Here is a 15,042-nt window from a genome sequence, read left to right as displayed (position 1 = left end):
TAAGTTTCCGACGCGAAAATACATCTTACACCCTACATCATATATCTTTTAATGTCCGCCCATTCCTGCTGTAACCGTAACCGCTTTGCCTGTTTTCTTTTGCATTCGGCTGAACACGGTGATCAGTACAAGCAATAGGCCAATGGGTATCAGCGAGAAATAAAATGCAGTCTGTCCATCATAGGCTTCGAAAACGTGTCCCGTAATGATGGAACCCGTGGTGCCCCCTAAGGCAGAGAAAATCACGATCAGCCCTGCCATTGGACCATGTTGCCGTAAGGGTAAGCTACTTAGAATAGCCGAGTTGATGGCTGGGTAGATTGGGGCAATAAAGAGTCCTATCAATGGGAAAACGAAAGCGGCTATAGGGGCATCGCCCCAACCTGTAACCGTCCGGCCGTCAACCCCTGTTGCTAGTGGTAGTGCCAGTAAGACTAAGCCTGCCGATGCGATCAGGCAAATGATCAGGAGCCAATACCACGAAATGCGGCTTAAAAGTACACCTGCCAGAAACCGTCCTGACGCTGTTGAAGCCGCCAGAATACTCGCCATCTCGATACTTAATGAGGTGGGCAGTTGCAGAATTTTGCTATTGAAGGTAGGAAGCCAGCTCATGATTCCCTGCTCCATTAACACATAAACAAAAGCAGTACCGATGAATACCAGCACGACAGGAGTAATGGCTAACCGAAACATATCGGCCAGATCATCGACCAAACTTGTAGGGACTTCGTTCTTGACACCCGATTCATCAATGGGCGTGCTGAGTAACAGTAGAAAAGCGACTAAGGCAATGCCCGCCAGAACATAATAAACCGTCAGCCAGGAGGTCGATTGAGGGTTTGTGTCATCTACGAAGGCACTGAACAGAAAATAACCCGATAAAACGCCAATCATGAAAAACGACTCCAGGAAATTCATGAAGCTGGCGTGTCCATTCGAATCGTCGGTAATTAAGCCAATCGTGGCAAAAATGGACACTTTAATGAGCGCAAATCCAGCGCCCGTTGCCGCAAAGAGCAGCTTGGTTGTCCAGAAGGCGGGTACCTGGGGCATTAGCAGACAGGCCAGAATAACCAGTCCGAGAGCAATCAACATGGCCCGTTTGTAGCCAATCCGAACAATGTAAGAGGCCACAATAAACGATACAAATGCAATGGTTAAATCCTTAAATGCTTCGAGGACGCTGGCCGATGAAGCCGATACTCCATAGTTGTTTTGAACCTGCAAAATCACTGTTCCAACGCTGTTGAGCAGAATAGCGAAAACAAAATAGTTGAGAAGCAGCGAGAGTTTTATACGCCAGTGGGCCATGCTGATACGGTGGTTATACGTTTAGGACAATAAACATACGGGTTTATGATTATTATTTTTTTCAGTTCTATTGTGGCATTTTGCATTTTTGTTCGCCCAACCGATGCTATCGATGACAAAGTGGGCCTTTTCTAGTTAAATCATCTGAACCTTTGATAGTCTATTTTGGCAGCTTCATCTTTCCCTAAATCGCCGGATCAACTTTTTGGAAACCTGTTTGAGGATGTACAATTAGGACATGTATTTGCTGACTCGAAAACGTTTGTCGACTGTGTGCCCAAACTCACACCTGTTGAGCTTGTGGCGCTCTATGAAAGCGAGAAAACTAAAGCTGGTTTTGACCTTTCGGTGTTTATACATACCTATTTTGTTGTTCCCGAAAAAATTGCCAGCGACTATGTTAGCGATACATCCATTAGCACAGCCGAGCACATAAATCGACTCTGGGACCGGCTCACGCGTCAGGCCGATACACCTCTTGAAGGTAGTTCACGGGTACCGTTGCCGTATCCTTATGTCGTTCCCGGAGGGCGATTCCGGGAGATTTTCTACTGGGATAGTTACTTTACCATGCTGGGCCTGAAAGAATCGGGAAGACTCGATTTGATAAAGGGCATGCTGGATAATTTCGCGTTCCTGATCGATCAGTTCGGGTTCATCCCAAACGGAAATCGCACCTACTTTTTGAGCCGTTCACAGCCTCCTTACTTTGCGTTGATGGTAGGCGTTCTGGCTGAAATTGAAGGCAAAGAAGTACTGGCAAAATATCAGTCGCAGCTTCTGAAAGAATATGATTTCTGGATGGATGGCCGTGATAACCTAACCGACCAACAGTCCATCAGTAAACGGATTGTTAAGCTGGCGGGTAATCGACTATTGAATCGGTACTGGGATGACACACCTACCCCTCGTCCTGAAGCGTATCGACAGGAAATTGAACTAACCGAAGAGGCTCACCCTCTGGGCGTTGTGCCCGAAGAGTTATATACCCACATTCGGGCCGCCTGCGAATCGGGCTGGGATTTTAGTAGTCGCTGGTTTAAAGACCAGAAGGCGATGACGACGATTGATGCCGCCAATATCATTCCGGTCGATCAGAATTGCCTGCTTTATTGGCTCGAAGTAACTCTACACGAAGCAGCTCTTCAAACAGGCCAGCTTGAACAGACACCCCACTATAATCAGTTGAGTGAAGACCGTGAAAAGGCGATTCAACAAACGTTCTGGAATGAAGAAACAGGCTTCTTCCACGACTATGATTTGGTAACCGGTCGGCAAACCGAAGCCCTAACGCTGGGTGGCGTGTTTCCGTTATTTTTTAAACTAGCCACACCCGAACAAGCCGCACGCGTTCATGACCGACTCAAAGCCGATTTTCTGCAGGCAGGCGGCTGGGTGACAACACTTAATCATACGGGGCAACAATGGGATTGGCCAAATGGCTGGGCACCGTTGCAATGGATTGTCTATCGGGCGCTGACCAATTATGGGTTTACCCAAACCGCCAATGAAGGGCGCGACCGATGGCTGGCTCTAAACGACAAAGTTTTTCGAGCTACTGGCAAAATGATGGAGAAATACAACGTCGTTGATGCGGCTCTAACTACGGGAGGAGGAGAGTATCCAAACCAGGATGGTTTCGGCTGGACTAATGGCGTTTACTTAGCAATGAATGTATATACTAAATAGTAAGTTATTGATGATTAGTGACTTGTGTTGATTTTGTATTTATGGCACTGAATTTGTAGAGTAAGTTTCTAACAACTTACCCAATAAATTTAGTAGGCTATGAAAAAGCTCTTCGTAACTGTGTTGGCAGCTGGTATGACTACTGCTGCCTTTTGCCAGAAGACGTTTATTCTATCGCATCAGGATAAAAAAGGTTTTTTTGCTGTATCGGCGGGGGCTAGCGTGCCCGTTGGCCGGTTTGCCAGCTGCTCAGCTACCGACGATCAGGCCTGCATGGCTGGAAATGGACTTGCCTTTAACGTATCGGCAGGTTACCGAATCGCGGGGCCTGTAGGCTTAATGATTCGGGGCGAGCAACATCGGAACTCGGTAAATACAGGTGCAATGCTCGATGCCCTGTATCGGAACGAATCAGATGTCTGGACGGCAAGGGCCGATAACTGGTCAATCCTTACAATGATGGTCGGCCCATACGTGTCGATTCCAGTAACGGGTAGATTATCGGTAGATGCTCGCCTGCTTGCCGGACGCGCACTGGCTGTGCTGCCTAACACATCGATGTCGGGTACATTCGGTCACACTGAAATGTCGCTTAAAACGACGGGTTCTCAGAGCAATGCAATGGCTTATGGTGGCGGGTTGTCATTGCGGTATCGCCTTGGGCGGAGTACGGCGCTTAACCTGAATGCCGATTATAGCCGTTCTGATTTTACGTTCAATAACCTTACGTCGATAGCTACCAGTGCGAACAGCGTTTCTAAAAGTTCAAACTACAGTAGTGACCGGACCGTTGGCGTTGTAAGCGTATCGGCTGGTGTATCATTGCTATTCGGTACTAAATACCGTCCGTTCTAGCAACCGTTTGCTAAGCTCAGTCGACAGTTCATCCCTATTGGGTTGTAGCCTTGCCGTCGGGAGTGTAGTTTAGTGGCTGATTCTTAATCAACCTAACGTATGACACCGACTCGCCGACATGCCGTTCTTCGGCGTGTAAAAGATATTACCCTTAGTACGACCCTTAGTTTAGCACTGCTTGGTGGTGCCGTTGCGCTTCAGAGCTGTGGTAACAACAACTCCGACTCCGACGAAGAGCAAACCGAAACTCGTTTTGGAAAAGGTGTACGAACCTATATCACCGAAACGGCCCCCGGTAATTTTAAAATCACCGACGAAGTCCAGGCCAATCCGGGGCAGGCCGGGGCTATTGTAAGTTATTTCGATGGCCACCGCGACACCTTAAGTGTTGAAGCCGCCAAACGACTTGTTGAAACCGATCAGTCCACCAGTACCTATCTTCATAACCCAGGCGCGTATCAGGCTCACCATCATAATGGCTTAGCGAATGCGCTATTGTGGGGTAGTCTTGGCTACATGTTGGGACGATCTACGGCGCCCCAATATCAGGATGACGCCCGTCGATACGGTTCCGGAATCTATGCGAATACCGATTTATATAATCGCTCCACACGCGTTGGCGAAAGTGTTCGAACTTCCCGTGTAACACGCTCTGTTCGGCCATCGAGCGGGCGTAGTGGATTTTTCGGAGGCCGTAGCCGTAGTTTCTCCTCATAAGTTGGATAAATTAAAGATAGTGAGGCAACTAATTGCCTGGCTTCTGCCGTTACCTGATTACTATAAGTCAGGGAATTGACAGGTAATATTGGTCTGAACACTTATGAATCGGAACGCAAATTGGGAGCGGCTACAACAGGAATCATTTGATGTATGTATCATCGGTGCCGGTGCCAGTGGTGCCGGTGCTGCTTTAGATGCCGCTCTACGTGGCTACCGAGTCGCGCTGATTGACCGGGGTGATTTTGCCAGTGAAACCTCTTCCCGTTCCACCAAACTGATTCATGGGGGCGTTCGCTATCTGGAGCAGGCGATTAAAAAGCTTGATCTGGCTCAGCTTCGACAGGTACGTCATGGCTTAGCCGAACGCCGGACAGTTATTCGAAACGCTCCGCATTTAGCTCATCCACTGGCTATTCTTACACCGGTATTCAGTTGGTTCGAAGGGCTTTATATGACTGTCGGGCTAACGCTGTACGATATGATTGCTGGGCATGATTCCTTTCCCAAAGGAAGCTGGCTCAATCAGTCAGAGGCTTTAGCTAAAAGCCCGATGCTAACGCGCCAAATGCACAGTGCCGTATTGTACTATGATGGACAGTTCAATGACGCCCGTTATGCACTTGCGTTAGCTCACTCAGCCGAAGAGGCCGGAACGGCTGTGGTAAATTATGCAGCTGTAACTGGTTTTACACGGGAAAACGGCCAGCTTAAAAGCGCTACGGTACAAGATCAACTCACGGGCGAAACAATTGACGTAAAAGCCACGGTATTTCTGAATTGCACTGGACCCTACTCTGACGCACTTCGCCTGTTGGCTAATCCATCAATCGACCAACGTATCCGGCCGAGTAAAGGTGTTCATATTGTATTGCCCCGCGAAACGCTGGCTACCGATTATGCTATACTCATTCCAAAAACTGCCGATGGCCGGGTTGTATTCGCGATTCCATTTGGTGATAAAGTATTTGTGGGTACCACAGATAATGATTACGAAGATCTAAATCTGGAACCCATGCTGGAGCCCGATGAGGTCGATTACCTGATCGAGACGGTGCGCCCTTATTTAGCTAAATCACCTAATCGTTCGGAGATACAGGCTGGCTTTGGGGGGATTCGCCCGTTGATTGTGAGTAGCCGGGCCGATACAAAAACACTGCTTCGCGATCACGAAGTAGAGCACGATCCAGAATCGGGCTTATTAAGCTTATTGGGTGGCAAATGGACGACCTACCGGGTTATGGCACAGGATGCTGTTGACCGTGTTGGCGAGTTACTGAATAAACCCGTCAAGAGTACGACCGAAAACCACTACTTGGTTGGGGGAGAAAACTATCGTTTCGATGATTGGCAACGGTTGCAAACCCAATATGGCCTTCCAGTTGATTCCTGCCAACATCTGATGCGGACTTATGGCAATCGTGCTGAAGCGGTTGCGAAACTAACGCAGCAATCAGTTCTGGCAGAAAAACTAATCGATAGCCAGCCTTTTCTGAAGGCAGAAGTTGTGTATCAGGTACGGGAAGAAATGGCGGTTACACTACGCGATGTGTTGGCCCGACGCTGGCGACTAGAGCTTTCGAACTGGCAGTTAACGGCTCAACTAACTCCTCAGGTTGCCGAGTTAATGGCGGCCGAACTGGGTTGGACTGAAGCGCACCGTTCGGAACAGATTTTGGCTTACCAGCAGTTACTAGGCAGGTTTATAAAACAAGCTGGACTGCCTTTCGAACAGTCCGTTGTTGCTTCGATATAAGTTCGTCTCTTGACTTGGTCGAGACAATATGGGGCGATTTATTGCTTCGCTTTATGCGCGTGGCTCACCTCCCGAACCATCGTCATCAACCGTTTCCAGCATCGGCCAATGGTTTTTTTGTCCTGCTCTTTGACGGTTGCCGTTGTCGTAGCTGGTGTTTCGGGTTTAGCCGTTGTATTACGGGCTAAAACGGGAGTTTCTTTTACGGATTCTTTGCCAGTGGTTGAGGGCGTAGTGAATGCAACTTGTGAAGGCATCGCGACAGTAACTGAAGTCACGAACGAACAGGCAACTAAGGAAGCGGTGGCTACGTAGCCTGCTGCTTTTTTCATCAAAAGAGTTCTCATGAGGTAGTTGGTTTTAGAATTACTGTCAGGTCATTCAGCAAGTCTTACAAAGAGGATGCATTCATCGCTAATATAACCAAGGAATAGTATTATTGCCTCATAGAGTTGAATTAAAATAAAAAATCTTGCTTCCTTCTATTTCTTATCAACTATAATGCCAAAAAAATATTGTTTTGCATCGGTGCCGAAAAACAGTATTTTTTTATTGCGTTCATGAGTCTTCACCGTCTTGTTCGTTATTTGGCAATTATTGACCGTTGGAAACTGTTATCTTTGCCACAAGATGGTCAATAAAGCTATGAAGCAAGCCACATATCGCGTTTTATTACGCAAAGAGCCAGAGGGTGTTTATACGGCGATAGTTCCGTCTATTCCAGGTTGTGTAACATGGGGAGAAACTATTGAAGAAGCGATAGCAATGGCTCGTGAAGCTGCTGAAGGATGTTTGGAAGTGTATGCAGAAAAGGGAATTCCGATTGAGGATGACAGTGAAACGTTTGAATATTCAATCAATCTACCGTTAGCCCCTTTGACTGATCAGGCCGCTTAAATTTCTAATGGATTACTCACCGAAACGATTGATTAATTTGTTGAAGGAACGTGGCTGGGAATTGCAACGCATAAAAGGTAGTCACCACATCTATTTTAATGAAGAACTAAATCGTACTATTCCTGTGCCCATGCATGGTAATCGGGATATGGCGAAGGGGACATTTTACACCATTTTAAAACAGGCCGGAATTGACCGGGATGAAATCTAATAACGCATGTTCGAGAATCTTCAGGATAAGCTAAATAAGGCCATTAAAACCCTTAAAGGGCAGGGCCGCATTACCGAAATCAACGTTGCCGCAACCATCAAAGAAGTCCGTCGCGCGTTGACCGATGCCGACGTAAACTATAAAGTTGCTAAAGAAATCACTGACCGTATTCGCGACAAAGCGCTTGATCGGAAGGTGCTTATTTCGGTTGAACCGGGCCAATTATTCGTCAAAATCGTTCAGGAAGAGCTGACGGAGTTGATGGGTGGCGAAGCCCAGGGAATCAATATCAAAGGTGATCCCGCTGTTATTCTGATTGCAGGGTTGCAGGGGTCTGGTAAAACGACCTTTTCGGGTAAGCTGGCCGCTTACTTGAAAAAGCAGGGACGGAATGTGCTGCTTGTTGCCGCAGATATCTATCGCCCGGCGGCTATTGACCAGTTGAAAGTGCTGGGTGAGCAGGTTGGCGTAGATGTACATGCCGAACCCGAAAACAAAGACGCGGTTAGCATTGCCAGGAATGGTATCGACCAGGCGCGTAAAACGGGTAAGAAAATCGTGATTATCGATACGGCCGGACGTCTGGCTGTCGATGAAGCGATGATGCAGGAAATTGAGGCCGTTAAACGCGCCATTAACCCAACCGAAACTCTGTTTGTGGTTGACTCCATGACGGGGCAGGACGCTGTCAACACCGCCAGAACGTTTAACGAACGCCTTAATTTCGATGGCGTTGTGTTAACCAAGCTCGATGGTGATGCACGGGGCGGTGCCGCATTATCTATCAAAACGGTTGTTAATAAACCCATCAAGTTCATTAGCACGGGTGAGAAAATGGAAGCCCTCGACGTGTTCTATCCAGATCGGATGGCGAGTCGGATTCTGGGGATGGGCGACGTAATTTCGCTGGTAGAGCGGGCGCAGCAGGCGTTTGACGAAGACGAAGCCAAGCGCATCAACGCCAAGATGCGGAAGAATCAGTTCGACTTCGACGACTTCCTGTCGCAATTACAGCAGATCAAAAAGATGGGTAACGTCAAAGATCTGCTCGGCATGATTCCGGGTATGGGCAAAATGATCAAGGATTTAGACATCGATAACGATTCGTTTAAGCCCATTGAAGCCATTATTAGTTCGATGACACCCAAGGAGCGCAGTCGTCCTGACATCATCGACGGGAGCCGTAAAAAACGCATCGCAGCGGGTAGCGGTACCAACATTCAGCAAGTAAATAACCTGCTGAAACAGTTTGACGAGATGCGGAAGATGATGAAGAAAATGAACACCATGCAGGCATCCGGCAAAATGAACAAAATGATGCGTTAGTAAATCGGGCATCCAGTACCTATAAAACAGGCTCCAATGTATTGTCACATTGGAGCCTGTTGTTTTTACACCTGTAGCGAAGAGGCAATTAATCGGTTGCCAGCGTCCGGCGCATGGGCTGAGGCTTCCAGTACGTCAAACTACGCCATACCCACTCAAATGGCCCAAACCGGAAATAATTCAGCCAGATGGGAGAGATAATCAGCTGAAATAGCCAGACACAAGCCACGACATAATACAACTGGTGGTAAGCGAGTTTTCCGTAATACCCCAGGCCATATCCGTAAAAGAAAAGGGTACAGATAATGGATTGCATGAGGTAATTGGTAAAGGCCATTTGACCCACTGCCGTCAGGGATTTCATCAGCCAGGGTACCACATTTGATCGGTAAATCAGTATCAACAAACTAGCGTGGCCAAGCGCCAGCAGGATTCTACGTACGTCGTAAACCTGAAACGGTATGGTTCGGAAGGTGTCAACTACCTGAGTAGGATGGACTAGCCAGGTTAATTCCGATTGTACATAGAACCAACTGATCGGCAACCCTATACCATAGCCAATCAGGAGCGTTAAGAGATAGGTGGATGTAGGGAGCTTATTTGCGAAAAATCCCCATTGCAAAAGAGCCATCCCGATGAACATCATTAGCAGCATATCCCAGCCTCCGAAGTAGGTGCCATATATTTCATCGTCGCTGTTGCGAGGGAGTAAATGAGCGAAGACGGCTCCGTAGTCACCCCGCATGGCTTTTAGTTCTTTAGCCTCTTTTTTAGGGTCACGTTTCGTATTCTTCTCGAATTTTTCCCAGGCAGCCTTCGCTTCTTTCTGTTTCTCTGTCGGCTTTTTATGGACCTTCTCTAAAGCAACCGCTTCCAGGTAACCCGCCCGATTAGCTCGTAACTCGGTATACCACAATTCGGTGCGAATGGTGTTGATACCCAGACAGGCAATAGCCAAGCCAATTAACCACGCTGCTTTGGTTCGACGGAAGGGATAGAGGAGCATACCACACAGGCCGTAAAAGAACAGAATGTCGCCAAACCAGAGTAAGATATAAGCGTTAAAAACTCCGAATAAAACCAACCATAACAAACGACGATAGTAGTATTCCGCTACTGTAGGACCATTTTCTGACTCTTGTTTATTTTGGGTAAACAAAACCATACCTGCGCCAAACAGCATCGAAAATAGGCCACGCATAGTGCCTTCAAAGGCAACGCCTACAATGGTAAAGGCATAAAAATCGGGCCCTTCTGGTTTGCTGAGTACTGTCCTGAGTGTAGTCCATAAAAAGCCAAATCCTGGAATGTTCATCATCAATATTCCCAATAACGCAAAGCCCCGAATCAGGTCGATCGTTTGAATACGGTCGGCTTTGGCTACGGGCTGTGGGACTCGTTCGTTTATTTCTGAATTGTGCGTTGTCAGTATGGTATCAGTGTAAATAGGAGCTGTGGTGTCAGTCGGTATGAGTGAGATTGGATTCGTTTCCATAGCTTAGTTTAGTTGAGAGGTGTGTATCAAAGTAAAATGGGCGCTGGGGCCGGAGTCGACTGCGTTAATCGCATGGGTTGCTGCTCACCATAAGTCAGCGAACGCCAGAGCCATTCCAATGGGCCGAATCGAAAGAAATGCAACCAGACTGTACTGAAGACCAGTTGGATCAACCAGATTTCAGCGACGACAAAATAGAGTTGATAGAACTTCAGATCGCCGTAATAGCCGAGTCCATAGCCATAAAAGAATAGTGTGCACAACACCGACTGCATTAGGTAGTTTGTGAAGGCCATTTGCCCCACTGCCGCCAACGATTTCCAGAGCCACTGCGCTACACCTGACCTATATAGCAGTAAAACCAGACTAGTCCAGCCAATACCCGAGAAGGCTCGTTCAAACGGCATCAGCAGATCGCTAAGCGGTACTATACTGGTGCTAATAAATTTGCTGTAGTCGGTTATAGCTAGTTCGTGCGAAGGAAGTGAAAGCCAGGCTATCGTTTGACCAATAAGCAAACCTCCAATTGCCAGCAATGTGTATTGGCCGGTCGTGAGTTGATTTGAAAAGAATCCCCATTTAAACAAGGCCATTCCTAACAGCATCATGGACGTAATATCCCACAGGCCAAATCGGTAGAAGAAGGGGGCTTCCATTTGCTGTGCTTTCGGAAGCTGATGATTCCAGACAGTAACGTAGTCGGAGCGCATGGCGAGGATATTCGCCCGGTCGGCCTTCTTATCGTACTTTTTGCTTTTTACAATCCCTTCCCAAGCCTCTTTATCGTCTTTTTGTTCGTCGGTCAGTTTTACTTTTTTTGGGGCAGACTTGGCAGCTTTGGCCTTTTTTTCGAATGCAACAACTTGTTGGTACTTCTCATATTTCTGCTTTTGTTCGGTAAAACTCCAGTAATTCTTTCCACTATAAATAAGACCTGCAACAATTGCACATACCAACAATGTCTTTGCCGACAGACGTTTGAATGGGAATAGAAAAATACCCACGATGCCATAGTTAAACAGAATATCTTGATGCCACAGCAGACCAAGCGCATTGACTAATCCAAATACTGCCAGCCAAAGTTGGCGTCGAATAAATAGTTCAGGTGCTGCCATACCCGAGCCTGACCGGTTTCTGTCCAAAAACAGAATGATTCCTGCGCCGAACAGCATGGAGAAGAGCGCCCGCATTTTATTTTCGAACAGAACGTAAATAAGGGTCTTCAACCAGTAATTGCCGCCGTGTGGCCCACGTATCAATTCCTGAACACTGGCTTCGGTCAGGCCAAAGCTGGGAATAGACACCAAGAGGATACCCAATAAGGCTACGCCACGGAGAATATCAATCGTAGGAATACGAGCAGTCTGAGCAACTGGTTGCAGGTTGGTCGTTAATCCAACATCGGTCAGATTAGTGGAAGAAAGAGTGTGTGGAATCATACGTGCGAGGAAGTTTAGTAGTTGCCTGACAATCAGTTGAAAATTGTAGTAATATACTTATTACTTTTCAAAAGTTTGAGAATCACTAAACGAACGAACTATGAATTAATTAACTGGTAATCAGGAAAGTGAAGGGTAGGGTATGGGTAGGGTTATATTGAGCGGTGTTCTAAGTAGAAATCTTTATAAATCCGCCGTTTATAAGTGTATTTCCACCACGTTCAAAGTGAAACACGCCTACTATATAGTCTTCACCTCAGGCGGGTTTGGGTTGTGTAGTTTTGATTCAACAAAATGGCAGACGTGTAGCAAACACTGCTCGAACCTAATGGATGTTGTAAAACCTTCTATCACCTGTAAAACGATGACTATTCTACCAATCAACGATAAGGCCGCTACAGCGCTAGCTATATCGGAAATTCATCAGAGTCCTATTCTCGTTCAACTTCCTACCGTATTCGCACTCTTAGCGGCCCCTACGAGCAAAGGTGTAGCCCAATTAGATAGTTTGAAGTCGAGATTGGGTGGCAAGAACTATGGCACTGTTATTGGGTCTCTGGACAATTTTATTGCGCAGGCCCAAAAGGATTATTTGCCCGATGCCTTTACAAGTGCCAAACATTATGCTCGCTTAAATGGAGCGTTTATCAGGCTTCCGTTTAGAGATAAAGCCTTTCAGTCTGAAACAATAAAAAATGGGACGCACCAGGGATTGTTACTCGCCGGTGCTTATTCTAACCTATTGATAAAGATCGAAGAATCCTTTGCTGGCTACCCACCCGATAAAATCTGGGGTGATAGGAATTACAATGCCCCCCTAGGCACTAGCTGTAATGTTAGTGGAGATCCAGATGGGTCGATTGTTAGCTTCGATAAGGCGCTAAGTTTTGCGAAGTCGCGTGGTGTTAAGTTGTTTCTTACGACTACTAAACAGGCTGCACAAAAAGGTTCTTATCCTATACTTGGTTTCGAGAAACACAGAGTTACCATTCACCGTCAAGGGCCAAGTCTGGAAGCCTTTAAAGCCAGAATACCGGCCTACCTTAGAAGTTGGTAGGTAAGAATTGACTCAATGTGAGTTGTCATAAATCCAGATAATAGCGTCTACGAGCAGGTTCGAATCGTTCGATGGCGTACCGGAGAGTCGTGCGCGGCATTTGGTGGACGTGGTCGTGCAGAAACTCTTCCAGGGCATCTACGTTTCGTTTGCCTACTTCGCGAAGCATCCAGCCAACTGCTTTATGAATCAAATCGTGTTTGTGTGTCAATAACAGTTCAGCAATGGCGAAGGTGTCGCCAAACTGGCCTAGTCGAATGAGGGCGAATGTAGAAACGATAGCGATACGTTGACTCCAGAGATGATTTTGGTTGGCGAGGTCGTAAAGAATTGAGCGGTCTCCCTGAATGACTGCTCGACCAACAATGTGTGGGCAGGTAACATCAACCAAATCCCAATTATTGACATACTGTCGATTGGCCAGATAATGGTCTAAAATTGCTGATCGCTGAACTGAAGACGCCTTTTTTGTCTGATTAACCCAAATCAATAAGCCAACCATGCGGCATTCATGATACGGGTCGCGGACAAGTAGTTCGGTTTCATTTAGTGGCAGATTTCTATATTCTTTAGCTACTACGTGCTGTTGGGGCATTGAAAGGCCCAGAAACAAATCCCCTGCACCATACTGACCAGGTGCAGTTTTGAAAAAACGAGCGAACAGAATAGCCCGTTCGGGTTGGGCTAAGCCGAGTAATGCATTTTTTACAGCTGTATACGTCAATTCCATTCGTAATAAAAAAGGCAGAGACTTAGAAAAGTCTCTGCCAGAAATAGACCCTAACTAGGGCTCAATTAATCATTTAATTTCGATCGTACAAACTCTTGTTCTGCCAATAACGGCAGCGAATAGAGTACAGTCTTGTTACGCTCAAACGTTGGGCGGTCGAGGTCGGCCGCCAGGTATTGACCTTTTACAAACGTGTCTATCGTTTTCCGAATCAACTCAGCATCGTTAGGCCGCTCCTGCTCATCCAATTCCAGCACATCAACGTCCTGGTCATCGTCTTTGAATGGCCCTGTATAAACAGGGGGCTCAGGGCGAACAATGGATGAGCCACCTGTATAGCCACCGGTGGGGGTTTGCTTATCGTCGGGCTTGATACTTACGCCAACAGGCTCCGAATCTGTTTCGTTGCCATCGGCGTCTACCAGCACCAGGTCTTCTGGCTTTTCGTCCTCATCCAGACCGCCCTGTGGTATATCGACGTCGGATTCAGTGGCGTTGTTTTCCACCTGCTCAGTGTCTGTTTCAACAGGATTCTTCAGCTGATCCATTAAGGTAGACGTACCATCGAAACCAGCAGCAATAATCGTGACCCGAAGATTTTCACCAAGATTGTCATCTGTGATAGCCCCGAACTTAAACATCTTGGCCTCACTCTGAATTTTCTTGGCAACGTGTTCCGAAATCGCCATTTGCTCTTTCAGCTTCATGGCATGCTGCGTACTCGACGAAATAGTCAACAGAATCCGCTTGGCTCCGCGAATGTCATGATCATTCAGCAAGGGTGAGTTCAAAGCTGCTTCGATGGCCTTAAGCGCACGCTCTTCGCCACCAATCTCTGCCGATCCCATTACCGACTGCCCAGCGCCTTCAAGCACTTTCTTTACGTCGGCAAAGTCAGCGTTGATGTCGCCCTGAGTTGTAATGATTTCAGCAATACTTTTCACCGCGTTGGCCAGTACGTCATCGGCATGGGCGTAAGCTTCGGTCCATGTTAATTCACTGTACAATTCAGCTAGCTTATCATTCAGTACAACGAGTACGGTATCGCAGCTTTTCTTTAGCTTTTCAATCCCTTCCCGCGCCTGTTCTTTCTTATCTGTACCTTCATACCAGTAGGGAGCCGTTACAACAGCTACGGTTAGCAGGCCCATTTCACGGGCTACTTCGGCCACTACGGGAGCAGCACCAGTACCGGTACCACCACCCATACCTGCCGTGATGAAGACCATTTTCGTTGGCGGAGCCAGGAGGTTTCGAATCTCATCGATACTGGCACGGGCGGCATCTTCACCGGCTTTGGCTTCGGTGCCTGCCCCCAATCCGTCGCCCAATTGCAATTTAGTTTGCACAGGGTTACTCATAAGAGCTTGGCGGTCTGTGTTACACACGGCAAAACTGACATCTCTCATCTTCAGTTTGTCCATGTGTTTAACGGCATTCCCTCCCATGCCGCCCACGCCGACAACCTTAATTATGATTGGGTTATCGTCTGGTATTTCGAATCTATAGCCCTGACTATTCATCGTGTGGGTTCTGGTGTCTGTTCATTTGCAAAA

Annotated in this window: 14 protein-coding genes; 8 read left to right on the top strand and 6 right to left on the bottom strand. The window is 47.2% G+C overall.

Annotated features, from left to right (window positions below; translation table 11 throughout):
* Positions 1 to 48: 48 nt before the first annotated feature.
* The gene (locus tag ACYVGR_RS26955; RefSeq protein WP_460962664.1) at positions 49 to 1,314 is read right to left on the bottom strand and encodes an MFS transporter; all 1,266 of its coding nucleotides are present in this window, start codon (positions 1,312 to 1,314) and stop codon (positions 49 to 51) included.
* A 165-nt stretch (positions 1,315 to 1,479) separates the two neighbouring features.
* Here ACYVGR_RS26955 and treF point away from each other — a divergent pair, with 165 nt between their 5' ends.
* The 4 genes from treF to ACYVGR_RS26935 all read left to right on the top strand — a co-directional run bounded on the left by treF (position 1,480) and on the right by ACYVGR_RS26935 (position 6,331).
* On the top strand, positions 1,480 to 3,003 hold the full coding sequence (gene treF, locus ACYVGR_RS26950; protein WP_460962662.1) for an alpha,alpha-trehalase TreF: 1,524 nt from the start codon (positions 1,480 to 1,482) through the stop codon (positions 3,001 to 3,003).
* Between the two features lie 99 nt (positions 3,004 to 3,102).
* Positions 3,103 to 3,858 carry an outer membrane beta-barrel protein gene (locus tag ACYVGR_RS26945; RefSeq protein WP_182458927.1) on the top strand — a complete coding sequence of 252 codons (756 nt, stop codon included), beginning with the start codon at positions 3,103 to 3,105 and terminating at the stop codon, positions 3,856 to 3,858.
* 99 nt (positions 3,859 to 3,957) lie between these two features.
* Positions 3,958 to 4,575, top strand: coding sequence for a hypothetical protein (locus ACYVGR_RS26940; protein ID WP_460962660.1), 618 nt, complete (start codon positions 3,958 to 3,960; stop codon positions 4,573 to 4,575).
* A 103-nt stretch (positions 4,576 to 4,678) separates the two neighbouring features.
* Positions 4,679 to 6,331 (top strand): glycerol-3-phosphate dehydrogenase/oxidase, encoded by a 1,653-nt coding sequence (locus ACYVGR_RS26935; RefSeq protein ID WP_460962658.1) that lies wholly within the window; start codon positions 4,679 to 4,681, stop codon positions 6,329 to 6,331.
* A 38-nt stretch (positions 6,332 to 6,369) separates the two neighbouring features.
* On the opposite strand, the gene ACYVGR_RS26930 is transcribed toward ACYVGR_RS26935, so the two are convergent.
* Positions 6,370 to 6,678 carry a hypothetical protein gene (locus ACYVGR_RS26930; protein WP_460962656.1) on the bottom strand — a complete coding sequence of 103 codons (309 nt, stop codon included), beginning with the start codon at positions 6,676 to 6,678 and terminating at the stop codon, positions 6,370 to 6,372.
* A 298-nt stretch (positions 6,679 to 6,976) separates the two neighbouring features.
* Between ACYVGR_RS26930 and ACYVGR_RS26925 the strand changes: the two genes are divergently transcribed.
* Genes ACYVGR_RS26925 through ffh form a run of 3 tightly spaced genes read left to right on the top strand, consistent with a single transcriptional unit; the run spans position 6,977 to position 8,765 of the window.
* Positions 6,977 to 7,228: a type II toxin-antitoxin system HicB family antitoxin gene (locus ACYVGR_RS26925; RefSeq protein WP_460962654.1), complete on the top strand. Its 252-nt coding sequence runs from the start codon at positions 6,977 to 6,979 to the stop codon at positions 7,226 to 7,228.
* 7 nt (positions 7,229 to 7,235) lie between these two features.
* A complete protein-coding gene (locus ACYVGR_RS26920; RefSeq protein WP_460962652.1) occupies positions 7,236 to 7,439 on the top strand; it encodes a type II toxin-antitoxin system HicA family toxin in 204 nt (67 codons plus the stop codon).
* Positions 7,440 to 7,445: 6 nt separating this feature from the next.
* Entirely contained in the window at positions 7,446 to 8,765 is a 1,320-nt protein-coding gene (gene ffh / locus ACYVGR_RS26915) for a signal recognition particle protein (protein WP_460962650.1), read from the top strand.
* Positions 8,766 to 8,853: 88 nt separating this feature from the next.
* Here ffh and ACYVGR_RS26910 read toward each other — a convergent pair whose 3' ends face one another.
* On the bottom strand, positions 8,854 to 10,260 hold the full coding sequence (locus ACYVGR_RS26910; protein ID WP_460962648.1) for a DUF418 domain-containing protein: 1,407 nt from the start codon (positions 10,258 to 10,260) through the stop codon (positions 8,854 to 8,856).
* A gap of 26 nt (positions 10,261 to 10,286) precedes the next feature.
* Positions 10,287 to 11,699 (bottom strand): DUF418 domain-containing protein, encoded by a 1,413-nt coding sequence (locus tag ACYVGR_RS26905; RefSeq protein ID WP_460962646.1) that lies wholly within the window; start codon positions 11,697 to 11,699, stop codon positions 10,287 to 10,289.
* A gap of 364 nt (positions 11,700 to 12,063) precedes the next feature.
* On the opposite strand from ACYVGR_RS26905, the gene ACYVGR_RS26900 reads away from it, so the two are divergent.
* Entirely contained in the window at positions 12,064 to 12,756 is a 693-nt protein-coding gene (locus ACYVGR_RS26900) for a hypothetical protein (protein WP_460962644.1), read from the top strand.
* A 25-nt stretch (positions 12,757 to 12,781) separates the two neighbouring features.
* Here ACYVGR_RS26900 and ACYVGR_RS26895 read toward each other — a convergent pair whose 3' ends face one another.
* Together ACYVGR_RS26895 and ftsZ are read right to left on the bottom strand one after the other, a co-directional pair.
* Positions 12,782 to 13,486 carry a DNA alkylation repair protein gene (locus ACYVGR_RS26895; protein WP_460962642.1) on the bottom strand — a complete coding sequence of 235 codons (705 nt, stop codon included), beginning with the start codon at positions 13,484 to 13,486 and terminating at the stop codon, positions 12,782 to 12,784.
* Positions 13,487 to 13,551: 65 nt separating this feature from the next.
* Complete coding sequence (ftsZ, locus tag ACYVGR_RS26890) at positions 13,552 to 15,009, bottom strand: cell division protein FtsZ (protein WP_460962640.1); 1,458 nt, start codon at positions 15,007 to 15,009, stop codon at positions 13,552 to 13,554.
* Between the last annotated feature and the right edge of the window lie 33 nt (positions 15,010 to 15,042).

It is taken from the genome of Spirosoma litoris, assembly GCF_054776755.1.
This window is presented reverse-complemented; position numbering and strand designations above follow the sequence as displayed.

What these genes read in the sequence shown, in the direction of transcription:
- ACYVGR_RS26925 (WP_460962654.1), top strand. Translation starts at nt 6,977, where the DNA reads ATGAAGCAAGCCACATATCGCGTTTTATTACGCAAAGAGCCAGAGGGT.
- ACYVGR_RS26905 (WP_460962646.1), bottom strand. Translation starts at nt 11,699, where the DNA reads ATGATTCCACACACTCTTTCTTCCACTAATCTGACCGATGTTGGATTA.
- ACYVGR_RS26940 (WP_460962660.1), top strand. Translation starts at nt 3,958, where the DNA reads ATGACACCGACTCGCCGACATGCCGTTCTTCGGCGTGTAAAAGATATT.
- ftsZ (WP_460962640.1), bottom strand. Translation starts at nt 15,009, where the DNA reads ATGAATAGTCAGGGCTATAGATTCGAAATACCAGACGATAACCCAATC.
- ACYVGR_RS26900 (WP_460962644.1), top strand. Translation starts at nt 12,064, where the DNA reads ATGACTATTCTACCAATCAACGATAAGGCCGCTACAGCGCTAGCTATA.
- ACYVGR_RS26910 (WP_460962648.1), bottom strand. Translation starts at nt 10,260, where the DNA reads ATGGAAACGAATCCAATCTCACTCATACCGACTGACACCACAGCTCCT.
- ACYVGR_RS26920 (WP_460962652.1), top strand. Translation starts at nt 7,236, where the DNA reads ATGGATTACTCACCGAAACGATTGATTAATTTGTTGAAGGAACGTGGC.
- ACYVGR_RS26930 (WP_460962656.1), bottom strand. Translation starts at nt 6,678, where the DNA reads ATGAGAACTCTTTTGATGAAAAAAGCAGCAGGCTACGTAGCCACCGCT.
- ACYVGR_RS26945 (WP_182458927.1), top strand. Translation starts at nt 3,103, where the DNA reads ATGAAAAAGCTCTTCGTAACTGTGTTGGCAGCTGGTATGACTACTGCT.
- ACYVGR_RS26955 (WP_460962664.1), bottom strand. Translation starts at nt 1,314, where the DNA reads ATGGCCCACTGGCGTATAAAACTCTCGCTGCTTCTCAACTATTTTGTT.
- ACYVGR_RS26895 (WP_460962642.1), bottom strand. Translation starts at nt 13,486, where the DNA reads ATGGAATTGACGTATACAGCTGTAAAAAATGCATTACTCGGCTTAGCC.
- ACYVGR_RS26935 (WP_460962658.1), top strand. Translation starts at nt 4,679, where the DNA reads ATGAATCGGAACGCAAATTGGGAGCGGCTACAACAGGAATCATTTGAT.
- ffh (WP_460962650.1), top strand. Translation starts at nt 7,446, where the DNA reads ATGTTCGAGAATCTTCAGGATAAGCTAAATAAGGCCATTAAAACCCTT.